At 68.6% G+C, this 24,528-nt stretch carries 26 protein-coding genes; 17 read left to right on the top strand and 9 right to left on the bottom strand.

Annotated features, from left to right (window positions below):
- Positions 1-4: 4 nt before the first annotated feature.
- A complete protein-coding gene (locus NTM_RS27265) occupies positions 5-1,186 on the bottom strand; it encodes an acyl-CoA dehydrogenase family protein (RefSeq protein ID WP_104865814.1) in 1,182 nt (393 codons plus the stop codon).
- Positions 1,187-1,273: 87 nt separating this feature from the next.
- The gene (locus NTM_RS27260) at positions 1,274-1,570 is read right to left on the bottom strand and encodes a 2Fe-2S iron-sulfur cluster-binding protein (protein WP_163769168.1); all 297 of its coding nucleotides are present in this window, start codon (positions 1,568-1,570) and stop codon (positions 1,274-1,276) included.
- A 66-nt stretch (positions 1,571-1,636) separates the two neighbouring features.
- Here NTM_RS27260 and NTM_RS27255 point away from each other — a divergent pair, with 66 nt between their 5' ends.
- Both NTM_RS27255 and NTM_RS27250 read left to right on the top strand, forming a co-directional pair.
- A complete protein-coding gene (locus tag NTM_RS27255) occupies positions 1,637-3,295 on the top strand; it encodes a flavin-containing monooxygenase (protein WP_104865816.1) in 1,659 nt (552 codons plus the stop codon).
- A 108-nt stretch (positions 3,296-3,403) separates the two neighbouring features.
- Positions 3,404-3,979: a nuclear transport factor 2 family protein gene (locus NTM_RS27250; protein ID WP_163769651.1), complete on the top strand. Its 576-nt coding sequence runs from the start codon at positions 3,404-3,406 to the stop codon at positions 3,977-3,979.
- On the opposite strand, the gene NTM_RS27245 is transcribed toward NTM_RS27250, so the two are convergent.
- Both NTM_RS27245 and NTM_RS27240 read right to left on the bottom strand, forming a co-directional pair.
- A complete protein-coding gene (locus tag NTM_RS27245; RefSeq protein WP_104865817.1) occupies positions 3,952-4,401 on the bottom strand; it encodes a hypothetical protein in 450 nt (149 codons plus the stop codon). The two genes, NTM_RS27250 and NTM_RS27245, sit on opposite strands and share 28 nt — an antisense overlap.
- A gap of 49 nt (positions 4,402-4,450) precedes the next feature.
- Positions 4,451-5,278, bottom strand: a complete 828-nt coding sequence (locus NTM_RS27240; RefSeq protein WP_232079859.1) for an SDR family NAD(P)-dependent oxidoreductase — start codon at positions 5,276-5,278, stop codon at positions 4,451-4,453.
- 197 nt (positions 5,279-5,475) lie between these two features.
- Here NTM_RS27240 and NTM_RS27235 point away from each other — a divergent pair, with 197 nt between their 5' ends.
- The 8 genes from NTM_RS27235 to NTM_RS27200 are packed head-to-tail and all read left to right on the top strand — an operon-like array spanning position 5,476 to position 14,654.
- Complete coding sequence (locus NTM_RS27235; RefSeq protein ID WP_083146829.1) at positions 5,476-6,288, top strand: MlaE family ABC transporter permease; 813 nt, start codon at positions 5,476-5,478, stop codon at positions 6,286-6,288.
- Between the two features lie 8 nt (positions 6,289-6,296).
- A complete protein-coding gene (locus NTM_RS27230) occupies positions 6,297-7,145 on the top strand; it encodes an MlaE family ABC transporter permease (protein WP_104865820.1) in 849 nt (282 codons plus the stop codon).
- Between the two features lie 11 nt (positions 7,146-7,156).
- Positions 7,157-8,350, top strand: a complete 1,194-nt coding sequence (locus NTM_RS27225) for an MCE family protein (RefSeq protein ID WP_163769167.1) — start codon at positions 7,157-7,159, stop codon at positions 8,348-8,350.
- The gene (locus NTM_RS27220) at positions 8,347-9,378 is read left to right on the top strand and encodes an MCE family protein (RefSeq protein WP_104865822.1); all 1,032 of its coding nucleotides are present in this window, start codon (positions 8,347-8,349) and stop codon (positions 9,376-9,378) included. Before NTM_RS27225 ends, NTM_RS27220 begins: the two co-directional genes overlap by 4 nt.
- Positions 9,378-10,460, top strand: coding sequence for an MCE family protein (locus NTM_RS27215; RefSeq protein ID WP_104865823.1), 1,083 nt, complete (start codon positions 9,378-9,380; stop codon positions 10,458-10,460). Before NTM_RS27220 ends, NTM_RS27215 begins: the two co-directional genes overlap by 1 nt.
- Complete coding sequence (locus NTM_RS27210) at positions 10,457-11,929, top strand: MCE family protein (RefSeq protein ID WP_163769166.1); 1,473 nt, start codon at positions 10,457-10,459, stop codon at positions 11,927-11,929. Before NTM_RS27215 ends, NTM_RS27210 begins: the two co-directional genes overlap by 4 nt.
- Positions 11,929-13,137, top strand: a complete 1,209-nt coding sequence (locus tag NTM_RS27205; RefSeq protein WP_104865825.1) for an MCE family protein — start codon at positions 11,929-11,931, stop codon at positions 13,135-13,137. The genes NTM_RS27210 and NTM_RS27205 overlap by 1 nt, the downstream gene beginning before the upstream one ends.
- Complete coding sequence (locus NTM_RS27200; RefSeq protein ID WP_104865826.1) at positions 13,137-14,654, top strand: MCE family protein; 1,518 nt, start codon at positions 13,137-13,139, stop codon at positions 14,652-14,654. The genes NTM_RS27205 and NTM_RS27200 overlap by 1 nt, the downstream gene beginning before the upstream one ends.
- 40 nt (positions 14,655-14,694) lie before the next feature.
- Here the strand turns inward: NTM_RS27200 and NTM_RS27195 are convergent, their stop codons facing one another.
- The gene (locus NTM_RS27195; protein ID WP_163769165.1) at positions 14,695-15,210 is read right to left on the bottom strand and encodes an Rv2253/PknI dimerization domain-containing protein; all 516 of its coding nucleotides are present in this window, start codon (positions 15,208-15,210) and stop codon (positions 14,695-14,697) included.
- A gap of 184 nt (positions 15,211-15,394) precedes the next feature.
- On the opposite strand from NTM_RS27195, the gene NTM_RS27190 reads away from it, so the two are divergent.
- The 4 genes from NTM_RS27190 to NTM_RS27175 all read left to right on the top strand — a co-directional run bounded on the left by NTM_RS27190 (position 15,395) and on the right by NTM_RS27175 (position 17,417).
- On the top strand, positions 15,395-15,751 hold the full coding sequence (locus tag NTM_RS27190; protein WP_163769650.1) for a hypothetical protein: 357 nt from the start codon (positions 15,395-15,397) through the stop codon (positions 15,749-15,751).
- Complete coding sequence (locus NTM_RS27185) at positions 15,741-16,145, top strand: Rv2576c family protein (protein ID WP_104865829.1); 405 nt, start codon at positions 15,741-15,743, stop codon at positions 16,143-16,145. Before NTM_RS27190 ends, NTM_RS27185 begins: the two co-directional genes overlap by 11 nt.
- Positions 16,146-16,245: 100 nt before the next feature.
- Positions 16,246-16,902, top strand: coding sequence for an Rv1363c family protein (locus tag NTM_RS27180; RefSeq protein WP_179964014.1), 657 nt, complete (start codon positions 16,246-16,248; stop codon positions 16,900-16,902).
- Positions 16,899-17,417: a hypothetical protein gene (locus tag NTM_RS27175; RefSeq protein ID WP_163769164.1), complete on the top strand. Its 519-nt coding sequence runs from the start codon at positions 16,899-16,901 to the stop codon at positions 17,415-17,417. The genes NTM_RS27180 and NTM_RS27175 overlap by 4 nt, the downstream gene beginning before the upstream one ends.
- A 254-nt stretch (positions 17,418-17,671) precedes the next feature.
- Here the strand turns inward: NTM_RS27175 and NTM_RS27170 are convergent, their stop codons facing one another.
- Genes NTM_RS27170 through NTM_RS27160 form a run of 3 tightly spaced genes read right to left on the bottom strand, consistent with a single transcriptional unit; the run spans position 17,672 to position 20,165 of the window.
- Positions 17,672-18,871, bottom strand: coding sequence for a lipid-transfer protein (locus NTM_RS27170; RefSeq protein WP_163769163.1), 1,200 nt, complete (start codon positions 18,869-18,871; stop codon positions 17,672-17,674).
- On the bottom strand, positions 18,868-19,299 hold the full coding sequence (locus NTM_RS27165) for a Zn-ribbon domain-containing OB-fold protein (protein WP_163769162.1): 432 nt from the start codon (positions 19,297-19,299) through the stop codon (positions 18,868-18,870). The genes NTM_RS27170 and NTM_RS27165 overlap by 4 nt, the downstream gene beginning before the upstream one ends.
- Positions 19,296-20,165 (bottom strand): alpha/beta fold hydrolase, encoded by an 870-nt coding sequence (locus NTM_RS27160; protein ID WP_163769161.1) that lies wholly within the window; start codon positions 20,163-20,165, stop codon positions 19,296-19,298. The genes NTM_RS27165 and NTM_RS27160 overlap by 4 nt, the downstream gene beginning before the upstream one ends.
- Positions 20,166-20,367: 202 nt before the next feature.
- On the opposite strand from NTM_RS27160, the gene NTM_RS27155 reads away from it, so the two are divergent.
- Genes NTM_RS27155 through NTM_RS27145 form a run of 3 tightly spaced genes read left to right on the top strand, consistent with a single transcriptional unit; the run spans position 20,368 to position 23,540 of the window.
- Positions 20,368-21,711 (top strand): MFS transporter, encoded by a 1,344-nt coding sequence (locus NTM_RS27155; protein WP_179964013.1) that lies wholly within the window; start codon positions 20,368-20,370, stop codon positions 21,709-21,711.
- Positions 21,712-21,741: 30 nt separating this feature from the next.
- Complete coding sequence (locus NTM_RS27150) at positions 21,742-22,638, top strand: LLM class F420-dependent oxidoreductase (RefSeq protein WP_163769160.1); 897 nt, start codon at positions 21,742-21,744, stop codon at positions 22,636-22,638.
- Positions 22,617-23,540, top strand: a complete 924-nt coding sequence (locus NTM_RS27145) for an ATP-grasp fold amidoligase family protein (RefSeq protein ID WP_232079858.1) — start codon at positions 22,617-22,619, stop codon at positions 23,538-23,540. The genes NTM_RS27150 and NTM_RS27145 overlap by 22 nt, the downstream gene beginning before the upstream one ends.
- Here NTM_RS27145 and NTM_RS27140 read toward each other — a convergent pair.
- Positions 23,534-24,439 (bottom strand): MBL fold metallo-hydrolase, encoded by a 906-nt coding sequence (locus tag NTM_RS27140; RefSeq protein WP_104863595.1) that lies wholly within the window; start codon positions 24,437-24,439, stop codon positions 23,534-23,536. The genes NTM_RS27145 and NTM_RS27140 overlap by 7 nt on opposite strands.
- Between the last annotated feature and the right edge of the window lie 89 nt (positions 24,440-24,528).

Below are 24,528 nucleotides of genomic sequence, written 5' to 3'. Positions count from 1 at the left end.
TCTCCTAGATCATCGCCCGCAGCGGGCCCTGTGGGTCGACGCCCAGCGAGCTCAGCGCCGAGGCGTGGTAGACGGTGCCGGGAACGTGGATGGCGTGCGCCTGCCCGACGTGCACATCCCGCCAGTAGCGTTGCAGCGGTTTGTCCATGCGCGCGGCGTTGCCGCCACAGCGCGCGAAGATCTCGTCGACCGCCGACACCGCGCGCCACACCGCACGGATCTGGGTGCGCCGCCCGGCGGCGCGGTCCTCGAACGACACCTCCTTGCCCGCGGCCACCATGTCGTAGATGCGGTCGGCGTTGGCCAGCAGTTCCTGGCGTGCGGCGTTGATGTCGGCGGCGGCCTCGCCGATCGCGTACATCACGTACGGGTCGTCCTTGACCGCGACGCCGCTGGCGGCGACGCGCTGGCGCTGGTAGTCGAGCGCGGCGGCCAGCGCCCCCTCGGCGATACCGATGGTGGCCGAGCTGATGCCGAGCGGGAACATCGACGACCACGGCATCAGGTACAGCGGCTCGGTCATGCCGGCCTCGCGCTGGGCGGTGCCGTCCATCACCTTTGTGCCGTCCATCGTGCGGTAGGACGGCACGAACGCGCCGTCGACGATGACGTCCTTGGAACCCGTGCCGCGCAACCCGACGACATCCCAGGAGTCGTCGACGATCTGGTAGTCCGACCGGGGCAGGATCATGTGCAGCATCTGCGGCGGCATGAGGGGGGCGCCGGAACTGTCACCGACCATGGCGCCCAGGATGATCCAGTCGCACGCGTCGGTTCCGGAGCTGAACTGCCAGCGGCCGGTGAAGATGTAACCGCCGTCGGTGGGCACCGCGACGCCCTGCGGGGCGTACGGCGAAGCCACCCAGGTGTCGATGTCGTCGGCCCAGATCTCCTCGCCCACCTTCGGATCGGCGTACGCCAGCTGGTACGGATGCACCCCGACGACGCCGTTGATCCAGCCGGCGGCCGGGTCGAGTGCCGCGGTGGCCATCACCGTCTCGGCGAACTCCCGGGGATGGACCTCCATGCCGCCGTGTTTCTTGGGCTGGAGCAGCCGGATCGACCCGATCGCCTTCATGCTCTTGACCGTCGCGTCGGGCAGTTTGCCGATCTTCTCGGCCTCTACGGCCTGTTCCTTGAACTGGTCGGCCAGATCCGCCAGCCGGTCGAGTACGCGCTCACTCATCTTCTTGATGTCCTCACTGTGTGGGTGTGACCATCGTCTATCTCCGAGCGGTCCGCAGTCCCGGGATTGTCCCGATCAGCGGGTCGCTCAGTACTCGACGCTGATGTCTTCGGTGACCGGCCGGGCCTGGCAGCCCAGCACGAGCCCGTCCGCCAGATCGCCCTCGTCGAGGATCTCGCAGCTGTCCATCGAGACCTGGCCATCGGTCACGGTGACCACACAGGAACCGCACCGGCCCTCCTGGCACGAGTACGGAACGTCGATACCCGCGTCGAGCATGATCTCGACCAGGGTCTTGTCCTGCGGCCAGCTCAACCGGTGCACGGCACCGTCCAGGTCGATGCGGACGGTGGCGGCATCGCGGAAGGGTTCGGCAGACGACATGGGTCCGAGTGTGCCGGGCCCGCATGGCCGCCGATACCCGGCGTCCGGTCACCGGGAAACCGGGCGATGGCCAGACGCCCAACCTCTACGGTTGGCGCCGTGAGCAATTCGGCAGAGGTGGACGTCGTCGACGCGGTCGTGGTCGGAGCCGGTTTCGCCGGCCTGTACGCCCTCCACAAATTCCGGTCGCAGGGCCTGTCGGTGCGGGTGTTCGAGGCCGCCCCCGAGATCGGCGGCACCTGGTACTTCAACCGCTATCCGGGCGCCCGCTGCGACGTGGAGAGCGTCGACTACTGCTACTCGTTTTCCGAGGAACTCCAGCAGGAGTGGACCTGGACCGAGAAGTACGCCACGCAGGCCGAGATCCTGCGCTACATGAACTGGGTCGCCGACAGGCTGGACCTGCGCGGCGGCATCACGTTCAACACCAGGGTCACCTCGGCGACCCTCGACGAGCAGTCCCTGCGCTGGACCGTCGTCACCGACACCGGCGAGACGGTGACGGCGCGGTTCGTGGTGATGGCCACCGGGCCGCTGTCGGCGGCGCTGACCCCCGCGTTCCCCGGCCTGGACACCTTCGCCGGCGAGGTCTACCACACCGCCCACTGGCCGCACGAGCCCGTCGACTTCACCGGCAAGCGCGTCGCCGTGATCGGCACCGGCTCCTCGGGCATCCAGTCCATCCCGTTGATCGCCGAACAGGCCGAGCACCTCTACGTGTTCCAGCGGACACCGAATTTCAGTGTGCCCGCGGGTAATCGGCCGCTCACGGCCGAGGAGGTCGCCGAGATCAAGGCGAACTACGCCGAGCGGCGCAGGCTGTCCTGGCGCAGCGGCGGCGGATCCCCGCACATCGCGCACCCGAAGCTGACGATGGAGGTGTCCGCCGAGGAGCGCCGCGCGGCCTTCGAGCGGCGCTGGGATCTCGGCGGGGTGCTGTTCTCGAAGACGTTCAGCGACCAGATGATCGACGAGGCCGCCAACGAGGAGGCCCGCAAGTTCTACGAGGAGAAGGTGCGCGCCGTCATCGACGACCCCGCGCTGGCCGATCTGCTCATCCCGAACGACCATCCGATCGGGACGAAGCGAATCTGCACCGACACCAACTACTTCCAGACGTTCAACCGGTCGAACGTGACCCTGGTCAGTGTCCGCAACACCCCGATCGAATCGATCGACCCGACCGGTATCACCACCTCCGAGGCGCACTACGACATCGACGCGCTGGTGCTGGCCACCGGGTTCGACGCGATGACGGGTGCCCTGGACAAGATCGACATCGTCGGCCGCGACGGCCGGCGTCTGCGTGAGGACTGGGCCGACGGACCTCGCACCTATCTCGGGCTCGGTGTCGACGGGTTCCCGAACCTTTTCCTGGTGTCCGGCCCCGGAGCCCCTGCGGTGCTGGCGAACATGGTGCTGCACGCCGAAGCCCACATCGACTGGATCGCCGACGCGATCGGCTTCCTCGACGACCACGGTTACGCGGCGCTGGAAGCCACCCCCGAGTCGGTCGACAACTGGATCGCCGAATGCAATCGGCGCGCCGAAGCCACTCTGTTCCCGCGGGCGAACTCCTGGTACATGGGTGCGAACGTCCCTGGGAAACCGCGGGTTTTCATGTTGTTCATCGGCGGGTTCGCCGCCTACCTGGACATCTGCGCCGAGGTGGCCGCGGCCGGCTACAAGGGTTTCCAGCTGATCGAAGCGTCCTCGTCGTCGTGACGTGACAGGTCACGACATCCCTGGCGCTATAACGGTGTGGTGCTCATCGTCCGGATCGCGGAGACCGCCGACCAGATGGGCAGACCATTACTGGTGGAGGGAGACCCGATGGGTGACCATGACAACCTCGAAACGCGTCTTGAGCAGCTGGAGAACCGGCTACGCGTCGTCGAGGACGAACGCGACATCGCGCGCCTGATCGCGACGTATGGGCCGAGCGTGGATGCCGCGGATGCGGTTGCGGCCGCGGCACTGTGGAGTGCCGACGGTGTTTACGACGTCGAGGGTTGGCGGATGTCGGGCCGCGACGAGGTCGCGGCGATGGTGCGGTCGGGCGGACATCGACGGTTGGTCGAGAACGGCTGCTCGCACTTCCTCGGCCCCGCCGTGGTGACCGTCAGAGGCGACGACGCAGTCGCGGTGTGTGAGTCACTGGTCGTGCTGCGCGCGGCGGACGGATACGCCGAACGCGAAAGCGGCGCGACGCGTGATCATCTCCCAGCGCCGGGCTACGTCGTCTGGCGAGCCGCCGCCAACCACTTCCGGTTGGGTCGGATCGACGGCCGCTGGCAGATCGTAGAGCGCATGAGCCGGGTGCTCGACGGCAACGCGCACGCACACGAACTGCTCAGGGTGGGGATCGCCGGAGAAGTGGTCTACAGCCGCACCAGCGAGAACGGATAGCTGAACGCTCCGCCCGGTGCGCCGTCACAACCCGCCGCGAACGAGGACGTCAACGTCCCCCGCAGGGTCTCGGCATCCCATTCGTACACATCCCGGGTCGGGATGATCGGTCCGTAATACACGTTCCCGCAACGTAATCCGTCGGGAACATCCACCGTCATGGTGTACCTGCCGTCGGCCAGGCGGGCGTCGCCGCTGTACTCGAACGCCTTCGCGATCGGCATCGGGATCGCCTTGATGTGCGCGCAGTCCGGGGCGGCCGGGATGCAGTAGGTCACCGCCCACGTCCAGGTGTGGAAGTCGTAGCGGCCTTCGACGTTCAGCGAGTAGTTCGCGAAGAACGGGGCGGCCTGTGCCGGTGCGGCGGGCGCGACAGTGCCTGCGGCCAGCAGGAGGCCGGTCGCGACGGTACGCATTTTCATCGGTGAGCTCCGGGAAGGTGGGACCTGGGCCTGACAGGGCGCGGGTGAACTACATGTGTGAGCCGCCGTCGATGCGGACCTCGGTGCCGGTGATGAAGTACGCATCGTTGCTGCCGAGCATCGCGACCACCCCGGCGACCGCGTCCGGCGCGGCGAAGATCGCGCCGCCGTCGAGCGGCAGCATCGGTGCGACCTTACCGAACAGCGCATAGTCGGCGTCCTCGGGCAGGCCGGGCCCGACGCTCTGCTTCGACGCGCCGGTCCCATCGGTCATCCCCGACGAGATCGACCCGGGCTGAACGCAATTGAACCGGATGCCGGCCTTGGCGAATTCCAGCGCCCACGCATGGGTCATCGACAGCACCCCGCCCTTGGACGCGGCGTAGGCCGACATGTACGGGTGGGCGAAGTGTGCCGACGTGGAGCTGAAATTGACCACCGCGGGGCCGTTGCCGTCGCGCAGCGCGGGGATCGCCTCCCGGGTCATCAGGAACGTCCCGGTCAGATTGATGCGCAGCACCTGCTCGAAGTCGGCCAGCGAGGTCTCCGTCAGATGGGCCGAGCGCAGGATCCCGGCGGCGTTGACCAGGGTGTCCAACCCGCCGAGCGTGCTGATCGCCTCGGCCACCCCGGTGCGCACCGACGTCTCGTCTCCGACGTCGATCACCACTGTCGACAGCCGTGCGCCGGCGTCACCGGCCCTGCCCACGGTGTCGGCCAGGCCGTCGGCGCTGATGTCGGCGGCGACCACCCGGCCGCCCTCGGCGAGCACCCGCAGCACACACGCCTGCCCGATGCCCGAACCGCCACCGGTGATGAGCACTCGGCGGTCGGCGTAACGAAACAGGGGTGACAACCCGGCGGGGGTGGTGGACACGGAGAACTCCTGTCAGATCGAGACGTCGGTGTCGAGTGTGACACCGGTTCTCCACGTTCACGGCCGATCCCGGCGATGAGCCCGGGTGCTTCCCGGTGGATGGGACGACGTGTGTATCGCGCCGAGCGCAGCTGTCAACGTGTGTCTCGCTGCTGTGGCGGCGCTTACAGTTGGTTTCGAGAAGGGTTCGGCGGCATATGGCGGACAAGGCCGCGGACCGTGGGTCCATCGCGTTGCCTGCGTTGCGCGGCGGGATCTCGGGCCCGATGCAGGGCGTCGGCGGCCTGCTGTCGATGTCGGCCGACGCGGTGAAGTTCCTGTTCCGTCGGCCTTTTCAGACCAGGGAGTTCCTGCTGCAGTCCTGGTTCGTCGCGCGGGTGTCGCTGGCCCCGACGCTGCTGGTGGCGATCCCGTTCACGGTGCTGGTGTCGTTCACGCTGAACATCCTGCTGCGTGAGCTCGGTGCGGCGGATCTGTCGGGTGCGGGTGCGGCGTTCGGCGCGGTGACCCAGGTGGGGCCGATGGTGACGGTGTTGATCGTCGCCGGCGCGGGCGCCACGGCGATGTGCGCCGATCTGGGGTCGCGGACCATCCGGGAGGAGATCGACGCCCTCGAGGTGCTCGGCGTCAACCCCGTCCAGCGTCTGGTCACCCCACGCATGCTGGCCTCGGGTCTGGTCGCGCTGTTGCTCAACAGCCTGGTGGTGATCATCGGCATCCTGGGCGGCTACTTCTTCTCGGTGTTCGTCCAGGGCGTGAACCCCGGTGCGTTCGCCGCGGGCATCACGCTGCTGACCGGGGTGCCCGAGGTGATCATCTCGTGCATCAAGGCCGCGTTGTTCGGGCTGATCGCCGGGCTGGTGGCGTGCTATCGCGGGCTGTGCATCACCGGCGGCGGCGCCAAGGCGGTCGGGAACGCGGTCAACGAGACGGTGGTGTATGCGTTCATGGCGCTGTTCGTGATCAACGTGGTCGTCACGGCCATCGGCATCCAGATGACGTCGGGCTAGGGACGGCGATGGCTGCGATACGCGCACTACACCCACGCCTGGTCGAGCACGCCGGGCGTCCCGTCGAGCTTCTCGGACGCATCGGTGACCACACCGCGTTCTACGGACGGGCGATCGCCGGCGTCCCGCACGCGGCCGTGCACTACCGGCGCGAGATCATCCGTCTGGTCGCCGAGATCAGCATGGGCGCGGGAACTCTCGCGATGATCGGCGGCACCGTGGTGATCGTCGGATTCCTGACCCTGGCGGCGGGCGGCACGCTCGCGGTGCAGGGCTACAGCTCCCTCGGTGACATCGGTATCGAGGCCCTGACCGGGTTCTTGGCCGCGTTCATCAACGTGCGGATCTCCGCACCGGTGGTCGCCGGGATCGGGCTGGCCGCGACGTTCGGCGCCGGGGTCACCGCGCAACTGGGCGCGATGCGGATCAACGAGGAGATCGACGCGCTGGAGACGATGGGGATCCGCCCGGTCGAATACCTGGTCTCGACGCGCATCGTGGCCGGCATGGTCGCGATCACGCCGCTGTACTCGATCGCGGTGATGCTGTCGTTCGCGGCGAGCAAGCTCACCACCGTGGTGCTGTTCGGGCAGTCGGCCGGCCTGTACAACCACTACTTCAACACGTTCCTGAACCCGAAGGACCTGCTGTGGTCCTTCCTGCAGGCGATCCTGATGGCGATCGCGATCCTGCTGGTGCACACCTACTTCGGCTACTTCGCCACCGGCGGTCCGTCGGGGGTCGGGGTTGCCGTGGGCAACGCGGTGCGGACGTCGCTGATCGTCGTCATCTCGGTGACGCTGCTGGTCTCACTGGCGGTCTATGGCGCCAACGGCAACTTCAATCTGTCGGGATAGCGGGAGCAACGATGTCGACGAACACGCCGGCCCGGCGGCCGCTGGTCGGTCTGGCCACCGTGGTGGTCCTGGCCGCGGTGGTCGCGCTCGCGGTGGGTCTGTTCCGCGGAAGCTTCACCACCACCGTCCCGGTGACCGTGGTGTCGCAGCGCGCCGGGCTGGTGATGGACCCCGATGCCAAGGTGAAACTGCATGGCGCACAGGTTGGTTCGGTGCACGCCATCGAGTCCCTGCCCGACGGCAAGGCCGCGATCCACCTGGCGATGGACCCCGCCTACATGGACATCATCCCGTCCGACGTCGGAGTCGACATCGCGTCTTCGACGGTGTTCGGCTCCAAGTACATCGAACTGGTGCCGCCCGCGCAGCCGTCGGCGGATTCGCTGCGGCCGGGGCAGGTCCTCGACGTCGAGCACGTCACCGTCGAGATCAACACGGTGTTCGAGCAGCTGTCGGCGGTGCTGGCAAAGGTGGAGCCCGCCAAACTGAACCAGACGCTGGGTGCGCTGGCCACCGCACTGGACGGCCGTGGTGACCAGATCGGGCAGACCATGGCCGATTTCGACGCGTTCCTCGGCACCATCGAACCGAGCCTGCCGACGATGGAACACGAACTGGCGGTCGCACCGACGGTCATCGGCACCTACGCCGACGTCGCGCAGGACCTCGTCGACACCATGGGTGCCGCCACCACCATCAGCGAGACCGTCGTCGCCGAACAGGGCAATCTGGACACCCTGCTGGTCAGTGTGATCGGTCTGTCCGATGTCGGGACCGACGTGATCGGCGGTAACCGGCAGGCGATCAGCACGGTGATGGATCTGCTGGTGCCGACCACCGATCTGCTCAACCAGTACCACGAGGCGCTCAACTGCGGCCTCGGCGGCGCGGTGCATCTGGCCAAGGCGCCCGGCACCCCGGTCCCCGGCGGGCTGTTGCTGCAGACCATCGTGCTGGGCCAGGAGCGCTACCGCTACCCGCAGAACCTGCCGAAGGTCGCGGCCAAGGGCGGCCCGCAGTGCACGGATCTGCCGAAGGTGCCGTTCCAGAAGCACCCGCCGTTCGTGATCACCGATGTGAACGCCAACCCGGCGCAGTACGGAAACCAGGGCATCATCTTGAACTCCGACGGACTCAAACAGATGTTGTTCGGCCCGATCGACGGACCGCCGCGCAACGGCGGCCAGATCGGACAGCCGGGATGACGGACGTGGGAAGGGCCGCGACGAAGTTCGGCGTGTTCGGATCGGTCATGGTGCTGCTGACAGCGGCGCTGTTCATGATCTTCGGTGAGTACCGGTCGGGTTCGGCCAACAGGTACTCCGCGGTGTTCGAGGATTCCTCCAGCCTGCAGCCGGGAGATTCGGTGCGGGCGGCCGGAATCCGGGTCGGCACAGTCCGGTCGGTGAAGCTCGCCGACGACACCACCGTCGTCGTCGACTTCGACGCCGACGACAACGTCAGGCTCACCGAGAGCACCCGGGTGGCGGTGCGCTACCTCAATCTCGTCGGCGACCGCTACCTCGAGCTGCTCGACGAGCCGGGTCCGGCGACGATCCAGCCGGCGGGTTCCCGCATCGGCACCGACCGCACCGAGCCGGCGCTGAACCTCGACCTGCTGCTCGGCGGCCTCAAACCCGTCATCCGGGGACTGAATCCCGACGACGTCAACGCGCTGACGAGCTCACTGATCCAGATCCTGCAGGGTCAGGACGGAAACCTGGAGTCGCTGTTCAGCAGGACGGCGTCGTTCACCAACGCGCTGGCGGACAACGGCGAGACGGTGGAGCGGCTCATCGACACCCTCAACGACACCATCACCACGGTCGCCGACGACGGCGAGAACTTCTCGACTGCCATCGACCAACTCGAGCGGCTCGCGACCGGCCTTGCCGCCGACCGTGATCCGATCGGTGACGCGATCACCGCGCTGGACGCCGGCACCGCGTCGCTGGCCGGCCTGCTCACCGACGCCCGACCGCCGCTGGCCGGAACCGTCGACGAACTCAACCGGCTGGCCCCGCTGCTGTCGAACGAAACCGACCTGGCCCGGCTGGATCTCGCGCTGCAGAAGACGCCGAAGAACTACCGGAAGCTGGTGCGGCTCGGCTCATACGGCAGCTGGCTGAACCTGTACATCTGCGGTGTGTCGATCCGGGTCACCGACCTGCAGGGGCGTACCGCCCACTTCCCGTGGGTCATCCAGAACACCGGAAGGTGCGGTGAGCCCTGATGCAGAAATATCGCGGATCCTCCCTCGTGCGGGCCGGGTTCATCGGCGCCGTGCTCATCGCGCTGGTGATCGTGGTGGGCCTGCAGCCACAGCAGCTGTGGGCGATGGCGACCTCGGTGCGCTACCAGGCGGTGTTCGCCGAGGCCGGCGGGCTGGCACCGGGCAACGACGTGAAGGTGTCGGGGGTGACCGTCGGCTCGGTCTCCGACGTCGAACTCGCCCGCGGCACCGCGCTGGTCACCTTCTCCGTCGACAGCGGGGTGCGGGTGGGCAGCGACACCACCGCCACCGTCGGGATCTCGACGGTGCTCGGCGAACGCGTGCTGGTACTCAAGCCGGCAGGCAGCCGGGGGCTCGGCTCGATGGGCGTCATCCCGCTGAGTCGCACCGGCTCGCCGTACTCGCTGACCGACGCGGTCGGGGACTTCACCACCAACACCGCCGACACCGACACCGCCGCGATCAACCAGTCGTTGGACACGTTGTCCGACACCATCGAACGCCTCGCGCCGCAGCTCGCGCCGACCTTCGACGGGGTGTCCCGGCTGTCGAAGTCGCTGAACAACCGCAACGAGTCGCTGAGCGCGCTGCTCGACGCCGCGTCCGATGTCACCGGCGTGCTCTCCGAGCGCAGTGCCCAGGTCAATACGCTGCTGCTCAACGCCAACGACCTGCTGGCGGTGCTGCGGGACCGTCGCTACGCGATCGTGAACCTGCTCTCCAGCACCACCGCGGTCGCGCGACAGTTGACCGGCATGGTGGCCGACAACGAGGCCGAACTCGCGCCCACCCTGGAGAAGCTGAACACGGTCTCGGAGATGCTCGAACGCAACCGGGACAACATCACCGAGTCACTGAAGGGTCTGGCGAAGTACCAGGTCACCCAGGGCGAGGCGGTCAACAACGGGTTCTTCTACAACGGCTTCGCATCGAATCTGCTTCCCGGACCGGCGATTCAGCCGTTCCTGGACTACGCGCTCGGCTTCCGCCGCGGCGTGAACGCCGGGCAGCCGCCGGACAACGCCGGGCCGCGCGCCGAGTTCCCGTGGCCGTACAACGGCATCCCCGGAGGGTCGCGATGACGAAACGAATCAAGACGTCGGCGCGGACCCTGCTCGCGGCGGGCCTTGCGGTGCTCGCGCTCGCCGGCGCCGGGATCCTGGCCTACCAGCACTTCTTCAGCCCCTATCGGATCACCGCGTACTTCCGGACCGCCACGGCGATCTACGCGGGCGACGAGGTGCGGGTCGCCGGCGTGCGGGTCGGCACGATCGAGTCCATCGAACCGGTGGGCACCCAGGCCAAGATGACGATGGCCATCGACCGCGATGTCCCGATCCCCGTCGACGCCGACGCGATCATCGTCGCACCGAACCTGGTGTCGGCCCGCTACGTGCAATTGACCCCGGCATGGGGCGCCACCCCCGAGACCAGTGGACCCACCATGGCCGACGGCGGCGTGATCGACCAGGACCGCACCGCGGTGCCGGTCGAATGGGACGAGATCAAGACCCAGCTCACCCGGTTGGCCACCGAACTCGGACCGCGCGGCGGGGTTTCGGAGACCTCGCTGGGCCGGTTCATCGACACCACCGCCGCGGCGATGGACGGTAACGGTGAGAAGCTGCGTGAGACCATCGCCCAGCTGTCCGGTGTCGGCCGCATCCTCGGCGAGGGCAGCGGCGACATCGTCGAGATCCTCACGCACCTGCAGACTTTCGTCACCGCGCTGCGCGACAGCAACGTGCAGATCGTGCAGTTCCAGGACCGGCTCGCCGACGTCACCCAGGTCGTCGACGGCAGCCGCTCGGAGCTGGGCTCGGCGATCACCACACTCTCCGAGGCGGTCGGCGAGGTCCGGCGATTCGTCGAAGGGTCGAGAAACCAGACCGCAGAACAGGTGCAGCGACTCGCCTCGGTGACGCAGGTGCTGGCCGACGACAGCATGGTGCTCAAGAACATCCTGCACGCCGCGCCGAACGCCCTCGTCAACGGCTACAACATCTACAACCCCGACACCGGCGGCCCGCGCGGCTCGTTCGCGATGAACGGCTTCGCCAACCCGGTGTCTCTGATCTGCTCGGCGATCGCCGCGGTGGAGAACGTCACCGCCGAACAGTCCGGTAAGGCGTGCGCCGAATACCTCGGACCCGCACTGCGGCTGATGAACTTCAACTACCTGCCGCTGCCGTTCAACGCCTACCTCGGGCCGGCGCCGCAGAACGTGATCTATTCCGATCCGGGCTTGGCCCCCGGCGGAGGCGGCACCGCGCCCGCCCCCGCCGAGATCCCGCCCGCCGTCTCGGCCTACACCGGGGCCGGCGACGTACCGCCCCCACCGGGATGGTCGAATCCGCCGCAACCGCCGGGAGCGTTCGCTCCGCACGGGCTGCCCGCGAATCCGTCGCAGGCGCTGTATCCGGGCGCGCCCCTGCCGCCCGCACCGCCCGCGGCGCCCCTGCCGCCCGCGCCGCCCGCGGCGCAACCCGCCACCATCGCCGACATGCTGCTGCCCGCCGAGGCAGCGCCGACCTCAGGAGGGAACCCGTGATGGGACGTCCGTTCCTCGGGCAGGCCCGCCGATGGACGGTGATGGCGTGCTGCGTCGCGGTCACCGCCACGGGATGTTCGGCCGTCGAGTTCCGCGGGCTGAACTCCCTGCCGCTGCCCGGCACCGTCGGCACCGGCGCCGACGCGCACACCTTCCACCTCCAGCTGGCCAATGTCGGCACCCTGGAATCCAATTCGCCGGTGATGCTCAACGACGTCGTGATCGGCGCGGTCCGCGAGATGACGTTCGACAACTGGCACGCCAACGTGGCGGTGTCGGTCCGGCCCGACGTGGTGGTGCCCGCGAACGCGGTCGCCACCGTCGGCCAGACGAGCCTGCTCGGGTCGATGCACGTGGCCCTGGATCCGCCCGTCGGGGAAGAGCCGACGGGGCGGCTGCACCCTGGGGCGAACATCCCGCTGAACCGCAGCTCCACCTACCCGTCCACCGAGCAGACCCTGTCGTCGCTGTCGGTCGTCGTCAACGGCGGCGGGCTGACCCAGATCGGCGACATCATCGGCAATTTCAGCGCCGCGCTGGACGGCAGGCAGGACCAGGTGCGGAGCCTGCTGACCCGGATGAACGACGTGATCGGCATCCTCGACAACCAGCGCGACAACATCAACGCCACCATCGACGCGCTGAACCGCCTCAGCGAGACCTTCGCCGGCCAGCGCGACGTGCTCGCCGGCGCGCTGAAACGGATCCCGGCGGCCCTCGAGGTGCTCAACCAGCAGCGCCCGCGGATCGTGACCGCGTTGCAGAAACTCGGCGAGTTCAGCGACACCGCAACCGATCTGATCGACGAGTCACACGACGACATCGTCCGCAACCTGAGCAACCTGGAACCGGCGGTGCGGGCGCTGGCCGACGTCGGACCCGACCTGGCCACGGCGTTGTCGTACCTGCCCACCTATCCGTACACTCAGGAGTTCATCGACCGCGGCATCCGCGGCGACTACATGAACCAGTTCATCGTGTTCGACTTCACGATCTCGCGCCTCAAGAGCGGCATCTTCCTCGGCACCCGATGGGGCGAACCCGGCGCGTCGCTGGTGCCCGCTCCGGGCGACCCGTGGTACTCGTCCTACACGCTGGACCCGCTGCAGGCGCCGATCACACCGGTGCCCGCCGACGTGGCCACGATGCCGCCACTGATCGACCCGGCGCCGGGGGCGAACGACCAACCCATCGAAGGCGGCAACTGATGCTGACACGCTTCGTCCGGATCCAGCTGATCATCTTCACCATCGCGTCGGTGGTCGGGTTGGGTGCGATGGTGTTCGTGTACCTGCAGGCCCCGGTGCTGCTCGGCATAGGCCGGATGACGGTCACCCTGAAACTGCCGAATACCGGTGGGCTCTATCAGTTCTCGAATGTCACCTACCGCGGGATCGAGGTCGGCAAGGTCACCGGCATCACGCCCGACCGTGACGGCGTCACCGTCACCATGTCGCTGAAATCGGCGTCGAAGATCCCCGCCGACCTGAAGGCCCACGTGCGCAGCGTCTCCGCGGTGGGGGAGCAGTACGTCGACCTGGAACCGCGCACCGACGACGGGCCCTACCTGCAGAACGGCTCGGTCATCGTGGCCGACGGCTCGTCGATCCCGCAGCCGGTCGGTCCGATGCTCGACCAGATGAGCGCGCTGGTGGACAGCATCCCCACCGGCACGCTCAGCGGTCTGCTCGACGAATCCTTCGACGCGCTCAACGGCAGCGGCTACGAGCTCGGCGCGTTGTTCGACGCGTCGTCGCAGCTGGCCGCCGACGCCAACGCCTCGGGCGAGAAGTTCCGGACCCTGATCGAGGACGGCAGGCCCCTTCTCGACGGGCAGGCCGAGAAGTCCGACGCGATCACCACATGGGCGCGCAGCCTGGCCGGGATCAGCGGCCAGATCGCCGACGACGACCCCGCCGTGCGGACCATCCTGCAGAGCGGGCCCGGGGCGGCCGATGAGGCGTCCCGGCTGCTCACCGACCTCAAGCCGACGCTGCCCGTGCTGCTGGCCAATCTGACCACCGTCGGTCAGGTCGGGGTCGCCTACCACCCGTCACTCGAGCAGCTGCTGGTTCTGCTGCCGCCGTACCTGGCCGCCACCCAGTCCTACGGATCGTCGTTGAACAACCCGACCGGGATGGCGCTGTCCGAGTTCAGCCTCACCCTCGGTGACCCGCCCGCGTGCACGGTCGGCTTCCTGCCGCCGTCGTCGTGGCGCTCACCGGCCGACCTGACCGATGTGGACACCCCGGACGGCCTGTACTGCAAGCTGCCCCAGGATTCGCCGATCGGCGTGCGCGGCACCAGGAACTTCCCGTGCATGGAGAACCCGGGCAAGCGGGCGCCGACCGTCGAGATCTGCGAGAGCGACCGGCCTTTCGAGCCGCTCGCGATGCGCCAGCACGTGCTGGGCCCGTACCCGATCGACCCGGCGCTGATCGCCCAGGGCGTGGCCCCGGATGACCGCGTCAGCTTCAACGATCAGATCTTCGGGCCGGTCGAGGGCACCCCGCCGCCCGCGCCCGCAGCCCCGCCCGCGCCCGCAGCCCCGGCCCCCGCCGCCCCGGCGTCCGCACCGGCCGCTGTGACAGGCGATGCGCCGGTCGCGGTCGCGACGTACAACCCGGAGACCGGTCAGGTCGCGGCCCCGGACGGAACGGTGTTCACCCAGTCGGATATCGCTGCCGGACAACCGGAGAGCTGGCAGGACCTGCTGCCGCGGTAAGTGTGCGGTGAGCGTGGGGCGACCGTGCGGGAGAGCCCGCTCAGCCGACCTTGACGAGTTTGAACGGCATGTTGATGTAGACCGGCCGGCTCACCCCGCAGGCACCGCTGGGGCTGGTGGTGACGTCCTCGCCGACCAGCGTGGTCGACGTCGGATCGGCCACCGCGCCTTCGGCGTTCATCGCCTTGAACCGGAACACCTGCAGCCCGGGTGCGGTGGTGCCGTCGGGGCACGGCACCCAGTCCTCGATGGTGTGCTTGACGTACCACACGCTGCTCTTGGCGTAGATCGGTGCGCTCCAGCCCCATTCGCTGTCGACGGTGCCGGTGCACTCGCCGGGGTAGCTGCACTGGGTGCGGACCGTCCAGGTGCTGCGCAGGCTGGGAAGGTCGGTGAAGACCTCGTTCTTCCTGGCCCATTCACCGTTGGAGGTGGCGATGTAGGTGCCGTTGAGTCCCCAGTCCGGGTTCTCGGCTGCTGCGCTGGGTGCACCCCACGCCGCGCCGCAGATCGCGGTCGCCGCAACAGTGTTCGCCAGGGCGGATACACGGGTCATCGCCTGCTCCTCACGCGACCGCCGGGCATGCGTCGGCGGCGCACGAGGCTAACACCGAGAACCGCCCTGCCTTCGGGGGAGTGTCCGCTGAGCGGACGTTCCGCAACCGCCGCGGCGTAGCCGCTGGGATGCTGGCCCCGTGCACAGGGGAATCGTCGTGATCGTGTCGGCATTGGTTGCCGGGCTGTGCGGTGCCGCGCCTGCGGTCGCGCAACCCGCGCCTGCGGTCCCGCAACCCGCGCCGTGCGACGACCCGTTCTGCACGCCAGGGATCAGACCCGGTGTCGTCCTGGGCGCGCCGTGCGCGGATACCGCGAACTTCGTGTTCGGCACCACGTCCTGGGGCCGGCTGGTGTTCTGCGGATCGCCGCGCCGCTACGAGCCGCGCTACTTCCGGTCCCCGTCGATGGCCGGGGTGAAGGAGTTCGGGGCGAACTGCGCGGGATACGAGAACTGGGTCGCTCAGAGCCCCGACGGGCTGTTCCTGGCGTGCCAGTCCAAGGACGGCGCACCCCTGTGGAGGCGTGGCGATGACAAGTAGGTTGTTCGCCGCCGGAGTCCTTGTCGCGGCGGTGATCCCGGCTCCGGTCGCGGCGGCGGCACCGGCGGCCGCACATCAGGTGACCTATACCGTGACCGCGCAGCAGCCGGTCAGCGCCGACATCTACTACCGCGACGTCGATCCGCCGACCTGGGCGGACTACAGCCACAACCCGTACCAGTTCAGCCCGAAGGCCACTGTCGACATCGGACCGCAACAGCCCTGGGTGCTCACCGTGGCGCTGGCCGACCCGGACCGCTGGGCGATGGTGTCGGCGACGCGCGGGCGCCTGCCGGCCGAACCGGGGTTCCGCTGTGAACTGGCCGTCGACGGCGTCGTCGTCGCGACCGGCGAGGGGCCGCGCGGCGCGTTGTGCTCGCTGCGGCACTGGTAGTCGCTGCCCACTGGGCGGGAAAGCACCCGTCGTGACCGTGGCCGACCGCCTACCGTTGCGCTGGTCGCCGTCACAACCGGGCGACGAAGGGACTGTGTAGATGTCGAAGCCCGCAACGGCTCCGCCGGACGGTGTCGAGGACCTGTCCGGACTGACGCCGCAGGAGGTGGACCGGGTCCTCGAACAGGCCGAGGCCGAGGCTGCCGCGGCGGAGACCGCCGCGGCGCAGGCGCGGTCGCGCGCCGCCGCTGCCCGTCGCCGTCTTCGACGCGGTCCGCGATGGCAGACGGTCGTCGGCATCGTCACCGTGCTGTGCGCGCTCGCGATGGCGGTTTTCAGCGTGCTCATCTGGTCGGGGCACCGCGACACCGTCCGGGACCAGCAGAACCGGGCCGAGTTCGCCGCGGCCGCCAAACAGGTCGCCGTCACCTTGTTGTCGATCGACTTCACCGACCCGCAGACCGGTATGCAGCGCATCCTGGATAACGCGGTCGACCCGTTCCGCACCGAATTCCAGAACAGCAGCGACGATTTCGTCAAGCTGACCGCCGACGCGAAGGTCTCCACCAAAGCCGTGGTCGACGCCGCGGCGGTGCAGTCGGCGACCGCGGATGCGGCGATGGTCCTGGTCGCCGCGACCACGACGGTGACCGATGCCGAGGGGGTGGCCGAACCGCCGCGCACCTGGCAGCTGAGGCTCGACCTGCGCCGCGACGGGGACCGGATCAAGATGGCGGAAGTGGACTTCGTGCAATGACAGTCGAGCACGCCGGTGTGTCCGGTCGCCGTGTGCACCGGTGGGGTCTGATCGCCGCTGCGGTGCTGCTGATCGCGTCGGCTGCGGTCCTGACGACGCTGTACATCACGCAGTACCGTGCCGACCGCCAGACCGGACCGGCCGCACAGGAGGCGGTGGTCGCCGCCGCATCGAATGCGACCACGGCGCTGTTGTCGTACGCGCCGGAGACCATCGACTCCGACCTGGAGGCCGCCCGGTCGATGATGACCGGCGAATTCGCCACCTACTACGGGAAATTCACCGCCGACGTGGTGGCCCCGGCGGCGCGCGACCGCGGGGTCCAGGCGCAGGCCCACGTGATCGACTCCGCGCTGATGGAGCTGCATCGAGATCAGGCCAAGGTGCTGGTGTTCCTGAAACAGCAGACCGCCAGCCGCGAACGGCCCGAGCCTGCGGTGACCGCCAACAGTGTGGTCGTGACCGTGTCCAAGGTCGGCGATTCCTGGCTCGTCTCTGCCTTCGACCCGATCTGAGGCACCGCGAGTTAGCACCGCGAGCGCGCGCGTCTGCTCACCGACACGCCGCTCCTTCTGGCGGTCTACGCGCGCTCGGTGCTGTCGATTGTGCGCAATTGCCCACTGTGCCAACGTGAGTGAGCCGCTGGGCCGTTGTCGATCGGCGGTGATGCCCGGCTGAGTCGGCGACGAGCGCGCGGTGCATGCCAAAAAGTGCGGTGTGTTGGTGTGCAGACGCGCGCGTTCGCGGTGCTGGGGTGCGGCGTGTGGAGTCAGCGGGCGATGATGACGGAGCTGCCGTGGCCGAAGAGTCCTTGGTTGGCGGTGATGCCGACGGTGGCGCCCTCGACTTGGCGGCCGGTGGCTTGGCCTTTGAGTTGCCAGGTGAGTTCGCAGATTTGGGCGATGGCTTGGGCGGGGATGGCTTCGCCGAAGCTGGCGAGGCCGCCGGAGGGGTTGACGGGGATGCGGCCGCCGAGGGTGGTGGCTCCGGAGCGTAGGAGGTGTTCGGCCTCGCCGCGGGCGCAGAGGCCGAGGTGTTCGTACCAGTCGAGTTCGAGGGCGGTGGATAGGTCGTAGACCTCGGCTATCGACAGGTCTTCGGGGCCGATGCCGGCTTCGGTGTAGGCGGCGTCGAGGATTTGGTCTTTGAAGACGCGGTCGGGGCCGGGTACGACGGCGGTGGAGTCGGTGGCGATGTCGGGTAGTTCGGGTAGGTGTTGGGGGTATTGGGGTGATTGCAGGCTGATTGCGCGCACCGAGGGGACTCCGGCGGTGGTGCCGAGGTGTTTTTCGGTGAAGTCTTTGGAGGCGACGATGAGTGCGGCGGCGCCATCGCTGGTGGCGCAGATGTCGAGCAGGCGTAGGGGGTCGGAGACGACGGGGGAGGCCAGGACGTCGTCGATGGTGGCTTCTTTGCGGTAGCGGGCGTACGGGTTGTTGATGCCGTGGCGGGCGTTTTTGACTTTGACGGCGGCGAAGTCGTCGACGGTGGCGCCGTAGAGGTCCATGCGGCGGCGGGCGAGGAGGGCGAAGTAGACGGTGTTGGTGGCCCCGATGAGGTGGAAGCGTTGCCAGTCGGGGTCGTTGCGGCGTTCGCCGCCGACGGGGGCGAAGAAGCCTTTGGGGGTGGTGTCGGCGCCGATGACCAGGGCGACGTCGCACAGGCCGGCCAGGATGTGGGCGCGTGCGGATTGCAGGGCTTGGGAGCCGGAGGCGCAGGCGGCGTAACTGGAGGTGACGGGGATGCCGTTCCAGCCGAGTTTTTGGGCGAAGGTGGCTCCGGCGACGAAGCCGGGGTAGCCGTTGCGGATGGTGTCGGCACCGGCGACGAGTTGGATTTGTTGCCAGTCGAGGTTGGCCTCGGTCAGGGCGGCCCGGGCTGCCACGACGCCGTATTCGGTGAAGTCGCGGCCCCATTTGCCCCAGGGGTGCATGCCCGCGCCGAGGATGTAGACCGGGTCCGGGCTCATTGGGCGATCCTCCAGGCGTGGGTGGTGCGTTCGACACCGTTGTCGTCGGTGTAGAGGGTCATGGTGGTCAGTTCCATGGTCATGCCGATGGTCAGGTCGGCGGCCAGGGTGCCGTCGACGACCTTGCCCAGCACGATCAGGCCTTCGTCGGCCAGTTCCACGGCCGCGACGGCGAACGGTTCGAACGGGTCCGGGGACGGGTACGGCGGGGGTGGGGCGTAGCGGTTTTCGGTGTAGGACCACAGGGTGCCCTGCCGCGAGAGCGGCACCAACGCCAACTCGTCACTGGCACACCCGGGGTTGGGGCAGTTGTTCTCCCGTGGCGGGAACACAAACGTCCCACACCCGGTGCACTTACCACCGATCAAATGCGTCGCACCGGACTCATCAGTCGCAAACCACCCGTCGATCGCGGGCACTGTGGTCATCGGGCAACCTTCCCGTCGGTCAGGAACGACAGCGCTGTGCGCTCGAACGCGGCCTTCGCTTCGATCATCACCCAGTGCCCGCAGTTCGGGAACACGTGGAACTCCGCGTTCGGGATCGTGCGCATCGGCACCAGCGCCATATCCAGCGGGCTGACCCGGTCGTCGCGACCCCACGTCAGCAGCGTCGGCGCCTTCACCTTGTGCATGGTCGCCCACGGCAGCGGGAAGTCGGCGTTGCGCATCATCTCCATCATCGCCGCGAACGCGGCCTTGCCGTACATCCGCCGTGCGGCAGCCAGGGTCTCTGGGTCGGTGGCGAGTTGCCAACGCTCCTCGATCAATTGCTCGGTCACCAGCGCCGGGTCGTACACCATCGAGTGCAGCCAGTCGACGAGCCGCTGGCGCGTCGGGTCCTCGGTGAACTCCTGCAGCAGCCGGATGCCCTCGCTGGGCCCGGGGGTGAAGATGTTCGTCCCGATCCCGCCGATGGTGATCAGCTTCCCGATCCGGGCGCCGTGATTGACCGCGAAGTTGATCCCGACGCCGCCGCCCATCGAGTTGCCGACGATGTCGACGCGGTCGAGGCCCAGCGCGTCGACGAACGCGACCACCGAGCCCTGCGCGTCCAGCATGGGATGACCGCCGAAGTCGTCGCTGACGCCGAACCCCGGGAATTCCAGCACGAGACACCGGAAGTGCTCGGCGAAGACGGCGAGGTTGCCGCGGAAGTTGCGCCACCCGGTCACGCCGGGACCCGAGCCGTGCAACAGCAGCAGCGGCGGTCCGTCACCGGCCTCGTGATAGCGCAGCACCCCCGCCGGTGTCGCGACCTCACGCAACGAGTCGTGGTAATCGATGGTGTTCATCTGCGGTGGCCCTCCTGCGTCGACACTCTGTGATCCCATACGGCGTCACACCATCGCAACCGGCGCACCGGTCAGCGGGACGACACACCGACATCCCTCAAGAACAATCCCCGCAAAAACCGTTCCGGTGGGCGAGACCCCGCCCTTGCGCACCGGGGCCCGCGCCCCACACTCGGCGTACTCGCTGAGTGGGAGGAGACCCGTGGACAGACCCTCACCGCCCGACCCAGGCGTGCTACGCCGGGTCGCGGTGTCCAGCCTGCTCGGCACCGCCATCGAGTACTACGACTTTCTGGTCTACGGCACCATGAGCGCTCTGGTGTTCGGGCGGGTGTTCTTCCCCGATTCGGACCCCGCGCTCGCGACCATCGCCGCGTTCGGAACCCTGGCGGCCGGCTACGTCGCCCGGCCGCTCGGCGGAATCCTGTTCGGCCACTTCGGCGACCGCATCGGTCGCAAGAAGATGCTCGTGCTGACCATGTCGCTGATGGGGGCGGCGAGCTTCCTGATCGGGCTGCTCCCGACATTCGCCGCGGTCGGGGTCGCCGCGCCGCTGCTGCTGGTCGCGCTGCGCGTGATCCAGGGCGTCGCGATCGGAGGGGAGTGGGGCGGCGCGACGCTGATGGTGACCGAGCACGCCGAGCCGCACCGGCGCGGCTTCTGGAACGGCGTGATGCAGATGGGCTCACCGATCGGATCGTTGCTGTCGGTCACCGTCGTCACGCTCGTCACGCTGCTGCCCGACGATGCGTTCCTGTCGTGGGGCTGGCGGGTCCCGTTCCTGGTGAGCGTACTGCTGCTGGCGATCGGCATCTACGTGCGGATGTCGATCACCGAGAGCCCGGTCTTCGAGCAGGCGAAACCGCAGGCGGCCGCGGCAGCCCGCATCCCGCTCGTCGAGGTGGTGCGCCGGCCCCGCCCGCTGATCCTGGCGTGCGCCGTCGGCATCGGCCCGTTCGCTCTCACCGCGCTGATCAGCACCCACATGATCAGCTACGCGACCTCGATCGGCTATCACCGCACCGACGTGATGACCGCACTCGTGTTCACCTCCGCCACCGCCCTGATCGCGATCCCGCTGTTCTCCGCGGTGTCCGACCGGGTCGGCCGGCGCCCCGTCATACTCGCCGGAGCGCTCGGGATCATCTGTTACGCATGGCCGTTCTACACGCTGGTGGACCTCGGATCGGTGGCCTGGCTGACGATCGCGATGATGCTCGCGCAGATCGTGCAGTCGGCGATGTACGCGCCACTGGGCGCGCTGTACTCCGAGATGTTCGGCACCACGGTGCGATACACCGGCGCCTCGATGGGATACCAGCTGGCGGCGCTGCTCGGTGCCGGGTTCACCCCGATGATCGCGAGCAGCCTGCTCGTCGGCGACGTGACCAACCTCCCGCTGGTGGTGTTGGCCGCGGGCTGCGGAGCGATCACCGTGCTCGCCGTCTGGCGGGTGCGGGAGACCCGGGGCATCGACCTCACCACCGTCGGTGCCGCTCCGAGAACCGGAGCCGCAGGCGCGGCGATCGGCGAGGCCGCGCGGTGACCGCCGGACCCGGTGCGCTATGACCTAAGCATGCGTCTGGGACTTTCGACCCCGGTGGTCATCCACATGCCCGGCGTCGCCGCCGAGTGGGAACGGACCGCCGACGCCGAGGACCTCCGTGCGGTCGCCGCGGCCGCGGATCGCCTCGGCTTCGACTTCCTTACCTGCTCCGAACACGTGCTTGTGCCCGTCGAGGACGCCGAGACCCGCGGCGGCACCTACTGGGACCCGGTGGCCACCCTGTCCTATCTGGCGGCGTGCACCGCCCGCATCAGGCTGGCCACCTCGGTGGTGGTGCTCGGCTACCACCACCCGCTGGAGCTGGCCAAGCGGTACGGGACGCTCGACCGACTCAGTGGCGGACGGTTGATCCTCGGCGTCGGGGTCGGGTCACTTCGCCCCGAGTTCGACATGCTGCAGGCCCGGTGGGAGGACCGGGGTGCGCGCGCCGATGACGCCATCGCCGCCCTGCGCGCCTGCCTGTCGACCACCCGGCCTCGCTACGACGGCCCGTTCTACCGGTTCGACGACGTCGTAGTCGAGCCGTGCGCCGTCCAACCCCGCGTGCCGATCTGGGTCGGGGGGCGTACGGGCCGCTCGCTGCGGCGGGCGGTCACGCTCGCCGACGGGTGGATGCCGTTCGGCCTTCGGTACGGCGAGATCACCGAAATGATTGCCCGCCAGGAGATTCCGGACGGATTCGACATCGTGCTGCCCGTCGGTGGACTCGACCCCATCGGCGCGCCGGAACGCACCGCCGTACAGCTCGGCAAGGTTGCCGATCTCGGCGCCTCGGCAGTCACCTGCGGGGTCACGTCCCGGTCGATCAGCCATTACTGCGAGCAGCTCGAGGCGTTGCGGCAGGTGGCCGACGAGTACGAGTGGCCGACCGGGCGAGGTTCGGCGTGTCCGACCGATCCCCGCTAGAGCACCGCCCGCCGGAACCCGCCCGGCCGGTGTGGCGGCAGCGGAGCAGACTGGTCCGCGCGCTGCGGCTGTGGCGCACCCGCGACCCGCAGACCTTCCGGCAGAAGGTGCGGTACAAGATGCTGCGCGACCGTCGCCCGTTGGTGGTCACGTTCGCCGACAAGGCCGCCGTGCGCGAGTACGTGGCGGCGACAGTCGGGCCGCACTACCTGCCGCGTGCCTACGCCGTGTCCGACGACCCGTCCGTGCTGCCGGAGCTACCCGAGACGTTCGTCGTCAAGCCGACGCACGGCAGCGGTGCGGCGATCATCGTGTCGCCGACCGCCCCGCCGGACGCGCGGCTGCCGCCCGTCGCACGGAGTTGGTCCTACACCCACATCCGCCCCGAGTTCGCCGACCGCGCGCACATCGTCGAGATCGGCCGGGCCTGGCTGGCGCACCTGTACGGCGAGGGACCGAACGCCGAATGGGTGTACGGACAGGTGCCGCGCCGAATCCTCGTCGAGGAATTACTGCTTCGCGCCGACGGCACGATCCCCGACGACTACAAACTGTTCGTGTTCCACGGGCGGTGCGCCTACATCGAGGTCGACGCCGCCCGCTTCGGCCGCCGCACCCAGGACTTCTTCACCGCCACCTGGCGACACCTTCCGCTGAGTGGGGGATATCCGTGGGCCGACCCTGCTCCGGCCCACCCCGTCACTCTGGACGAGATGATCTCCGTCGCCGAAAAACTAGGTGCGGGAACCGATTTCGTGAGGGTCGACCTGTACGACGTGGACGGTCGCATCGTCTTCGGTGAGCTGACGAGCTTCCCTGCCGGCGGCAACAGCCCGTTCGATCCCGAGTACTTCGACACCGAATTCGGAAGCCGCTGGACGGTGCCCCGCCGCTATCAGTAGTCCCAGTCCACCGGGACACTGCGGAACGCGTCACCGGCGGTGGCCACATGGCAGACCGACGGGAACGGCAGGTGGGTGGCGACCAGTGACTCTCCGGTGGCCGCGAGCTCGCGCAGCAGCTGGACCCGGACTCGGACGGACTCCTCGGGGTCGTGCTCGAACCCGTTGTGCCACTGCGGGTTGTCGAAGCCCGGTGCGAACACGGCGTCCCCGGCGAACGTCAAACCGTGCCCGCCGGAGGCCAACCGCACGATGCTGTGCCCCGGGGTGTGGCCACCGGTGCGGACCACCTGAACCCCGGGAGCCGGCTCGTACTCGGATTCGAAGGTGCGGATCCGGCCGCGGTACTCGTCGAGGAACCGCGCCGCGATCGAACGCAGGGCGTCAGGCACCGGCGCGGGCATCTCGGTGTGCGAAAAGTCCGGCGCCTCCCAGAATTCGGCCTCGGCGGCCGACACATGCACGCGCAGGTCTGGACGCAACCGCTCCTTCACGCCTCCGGTGAGCAGCCCGCCGACATGGTCCATGTGCAGATGGGTGAGCACCACGTCGGTCACCGCGCCGAGGTCGATTCCCGCCGCCTCCAGCCGGCGCACCGTCTGGCCCGAGCGCGGGAAATCGGGGAACTCCAGCCCGAGTCCGGCGTCGACGAGAATCGTCCGCCCACCGGTGCGCACCACGACCACGTTCAGCGGCCAGTCGAGCACATCGCGCGGCAGGAACCGATCGTCGAGCCAGTGCCCGAACTCGGCGGCGTCGGCATTGGTGGCCAACGTCCCCGCGGTGATCGGGAGTATCCCGTCGCTGATCACCAGCACTTCGATGTCGCCCACCTGGACGGCGTAACGCGACGGCACCAGCTCGTCGAGTCCTTCTGCGGCGATGCGGTCTACGGTCATGGTCGCTCCTTCCGGTTGTCCTCTGCCCGGTCGAACCCGCCGACGTGTGCGCATTCATCCCGCCGAGGGAAAAGGCGGCTTGGGGTTTC

It is taken from the genome of Mycolicibacterium parafortuitum, from assembly GCF_010725485.1.
Lineage (GTDB): Bacteria > Actinomycetota > Actinomycetes > Mycobacteriales > Mycobacteriaceae > Mycobacterium.
Note: the sequence above shows the minus strand (reverse complement) of the source record. Positions and strands in the feature narration are given on the sequence as shown.

Coding starts and splice junctions, on each gene's coding strand:
- NTM_RS27195 (WP_163769165.1), bottom strand. CDS start 15,210: ATGACCCGTGTATCCGCCCTGGCGAACACTGTTGCGGCGACCGCGATC.
- NTM_RS27175 (WP_163769164.1), top strand. CDS start 16,899: ATGACAGTCGAGCACGCCGGTGTGTCCGGTCGCCGTGTGCACCGGTGG.
- NTM_RS27210 (WP_163769166.1), top strand. CDS start 10,457: ATGACGAAACGAATCAAGACGTCGGCGCGGACCCTGCTCGCGGCGGGC.
- NTM_RS27245 (WP_104865817.1), bottom strand. CDS start 4,401: ATGAAAATGCGTACCGTCGCGACCGGCCTCCTGCTGGCCGCAGGCACT.
- NTM_RS27200 (WP_104865826.1), top strand. CDS start 13,137: ATGCTGACACGCTTCGTCCGGATCCAGCTGATCATCTTCACCATCGCG.
- NTM_RS27230 (WP_104865820.1), top strand. CDS start 6,297: ATGGCTGCGATACGCGCACTACACCCACGCCTGGTCGAGCACGCCGGG.
- NTM_RS27250 (WP_163769651.1), top strand. CDS start 3,404: ATGGGTGACCATGACAACCTCGAAACGCGTCTTGAGCAGCTGGAGAAC.
- NTM_RS27235 (WP_083146829.1), top strand. CDS start 5,476: ATGGCGGACAAGGCCGCGGACCGTGGGTCCATCGCGTTGCCTGCGTTG.
- NTM_RS27185 (WP_104865829.1), top strand. CDS start 15,741: ATGACAAGTAGGTTGTTCGCCGCCGGAGTCCTTGTCGCGGCGGTGATC.
- NTM_RS27260 (WP_163769168.1), bottom strand. CDS start 1,570: ATGTCGTCTGCCGAACCCTTCCGCGATGCCGCCACCGTCCGCATCGAC.
- NTM_RS27160 (WP_163769161.1), bottom strand. CDS start 20,165: ATGAACACCATCGATTACCACGACTCGTTGCGTGAGGTCGCGACACCG.
- NTM_RS27265 (WP_104865814.1), bottom strand. CDS start 1,186: ATGAGTGAGCGCGTACTCGACCGGCTGGCGGATCTGGCCGACCAGTTC.
- NTM_RS27225 (WP_163769167.1), top strand. CDS start 7,157: ATGTCGACGAACACGCCGGCCCGGCGGCCGCTGGTCGGTCTGGCCACC.
- NTM_RS27170 (WP_163769163.1), bottom strand. CDS start 18,871: ATGAGCCCGGACCCGGTCTACATCCTCGGCGCGGGCATGCACCCCTGG.
- NTM_RS27205 (WP_104865825.1), top strand. CDS start 11,929: ATGGGACGTCCGTTCCTCGGGCAGGCCCGCCGATGGACGGTGATGGCG.
- NTM_RS27150 (WP_163769160.1), top strand. CDS start 21,742: ATGCGTCTGGGACTTTCGACCCCGGTGGTCATCCACATGCCCGGCGTC.
- NTM_RS27220 (WP_104865822.1), top strand. CDS start 8,347: ATGACGGACGTGGGAAGGGCCGCGACGAAGTTCGGCGTGTTCGGATCG.
- NTM_RS27180 (WP_179964014.1), top strand. CDS start 16,246: ATGTCGAAGCCCGCAACGGCTCCGCCGGACGGTGTCGAGGACCTGTCC.
- NTM_RS27140 (WP_104863595.1), bottom strand. CDS start 24,439: ATGACCGTAGACCGCATCGCCGCAGAAGGACTCGACGAGCTGGTGCCG.
- NTM_RS27255 (WP_104865816.1), top strand. CDS start 1,637: ATGGCCAGACGCCCAACCTCTACGGTTGGCGCCGTGAGCAATTCGGCA.
- NTM_RS27215 (WP_104865823.1), top strand. CDS start 9,378: ATGCAGAAATATCGCGGATCCTCCCTCGTGCGGGCCGGGTTCATCGGC.
- NTM_RS27165 (WP_163769162.1), bottom strand. CDS start 19,299: ATGACCACAGTGCCCGCGATCGACGGGTGGTTTGCGACTGATGAGTCC.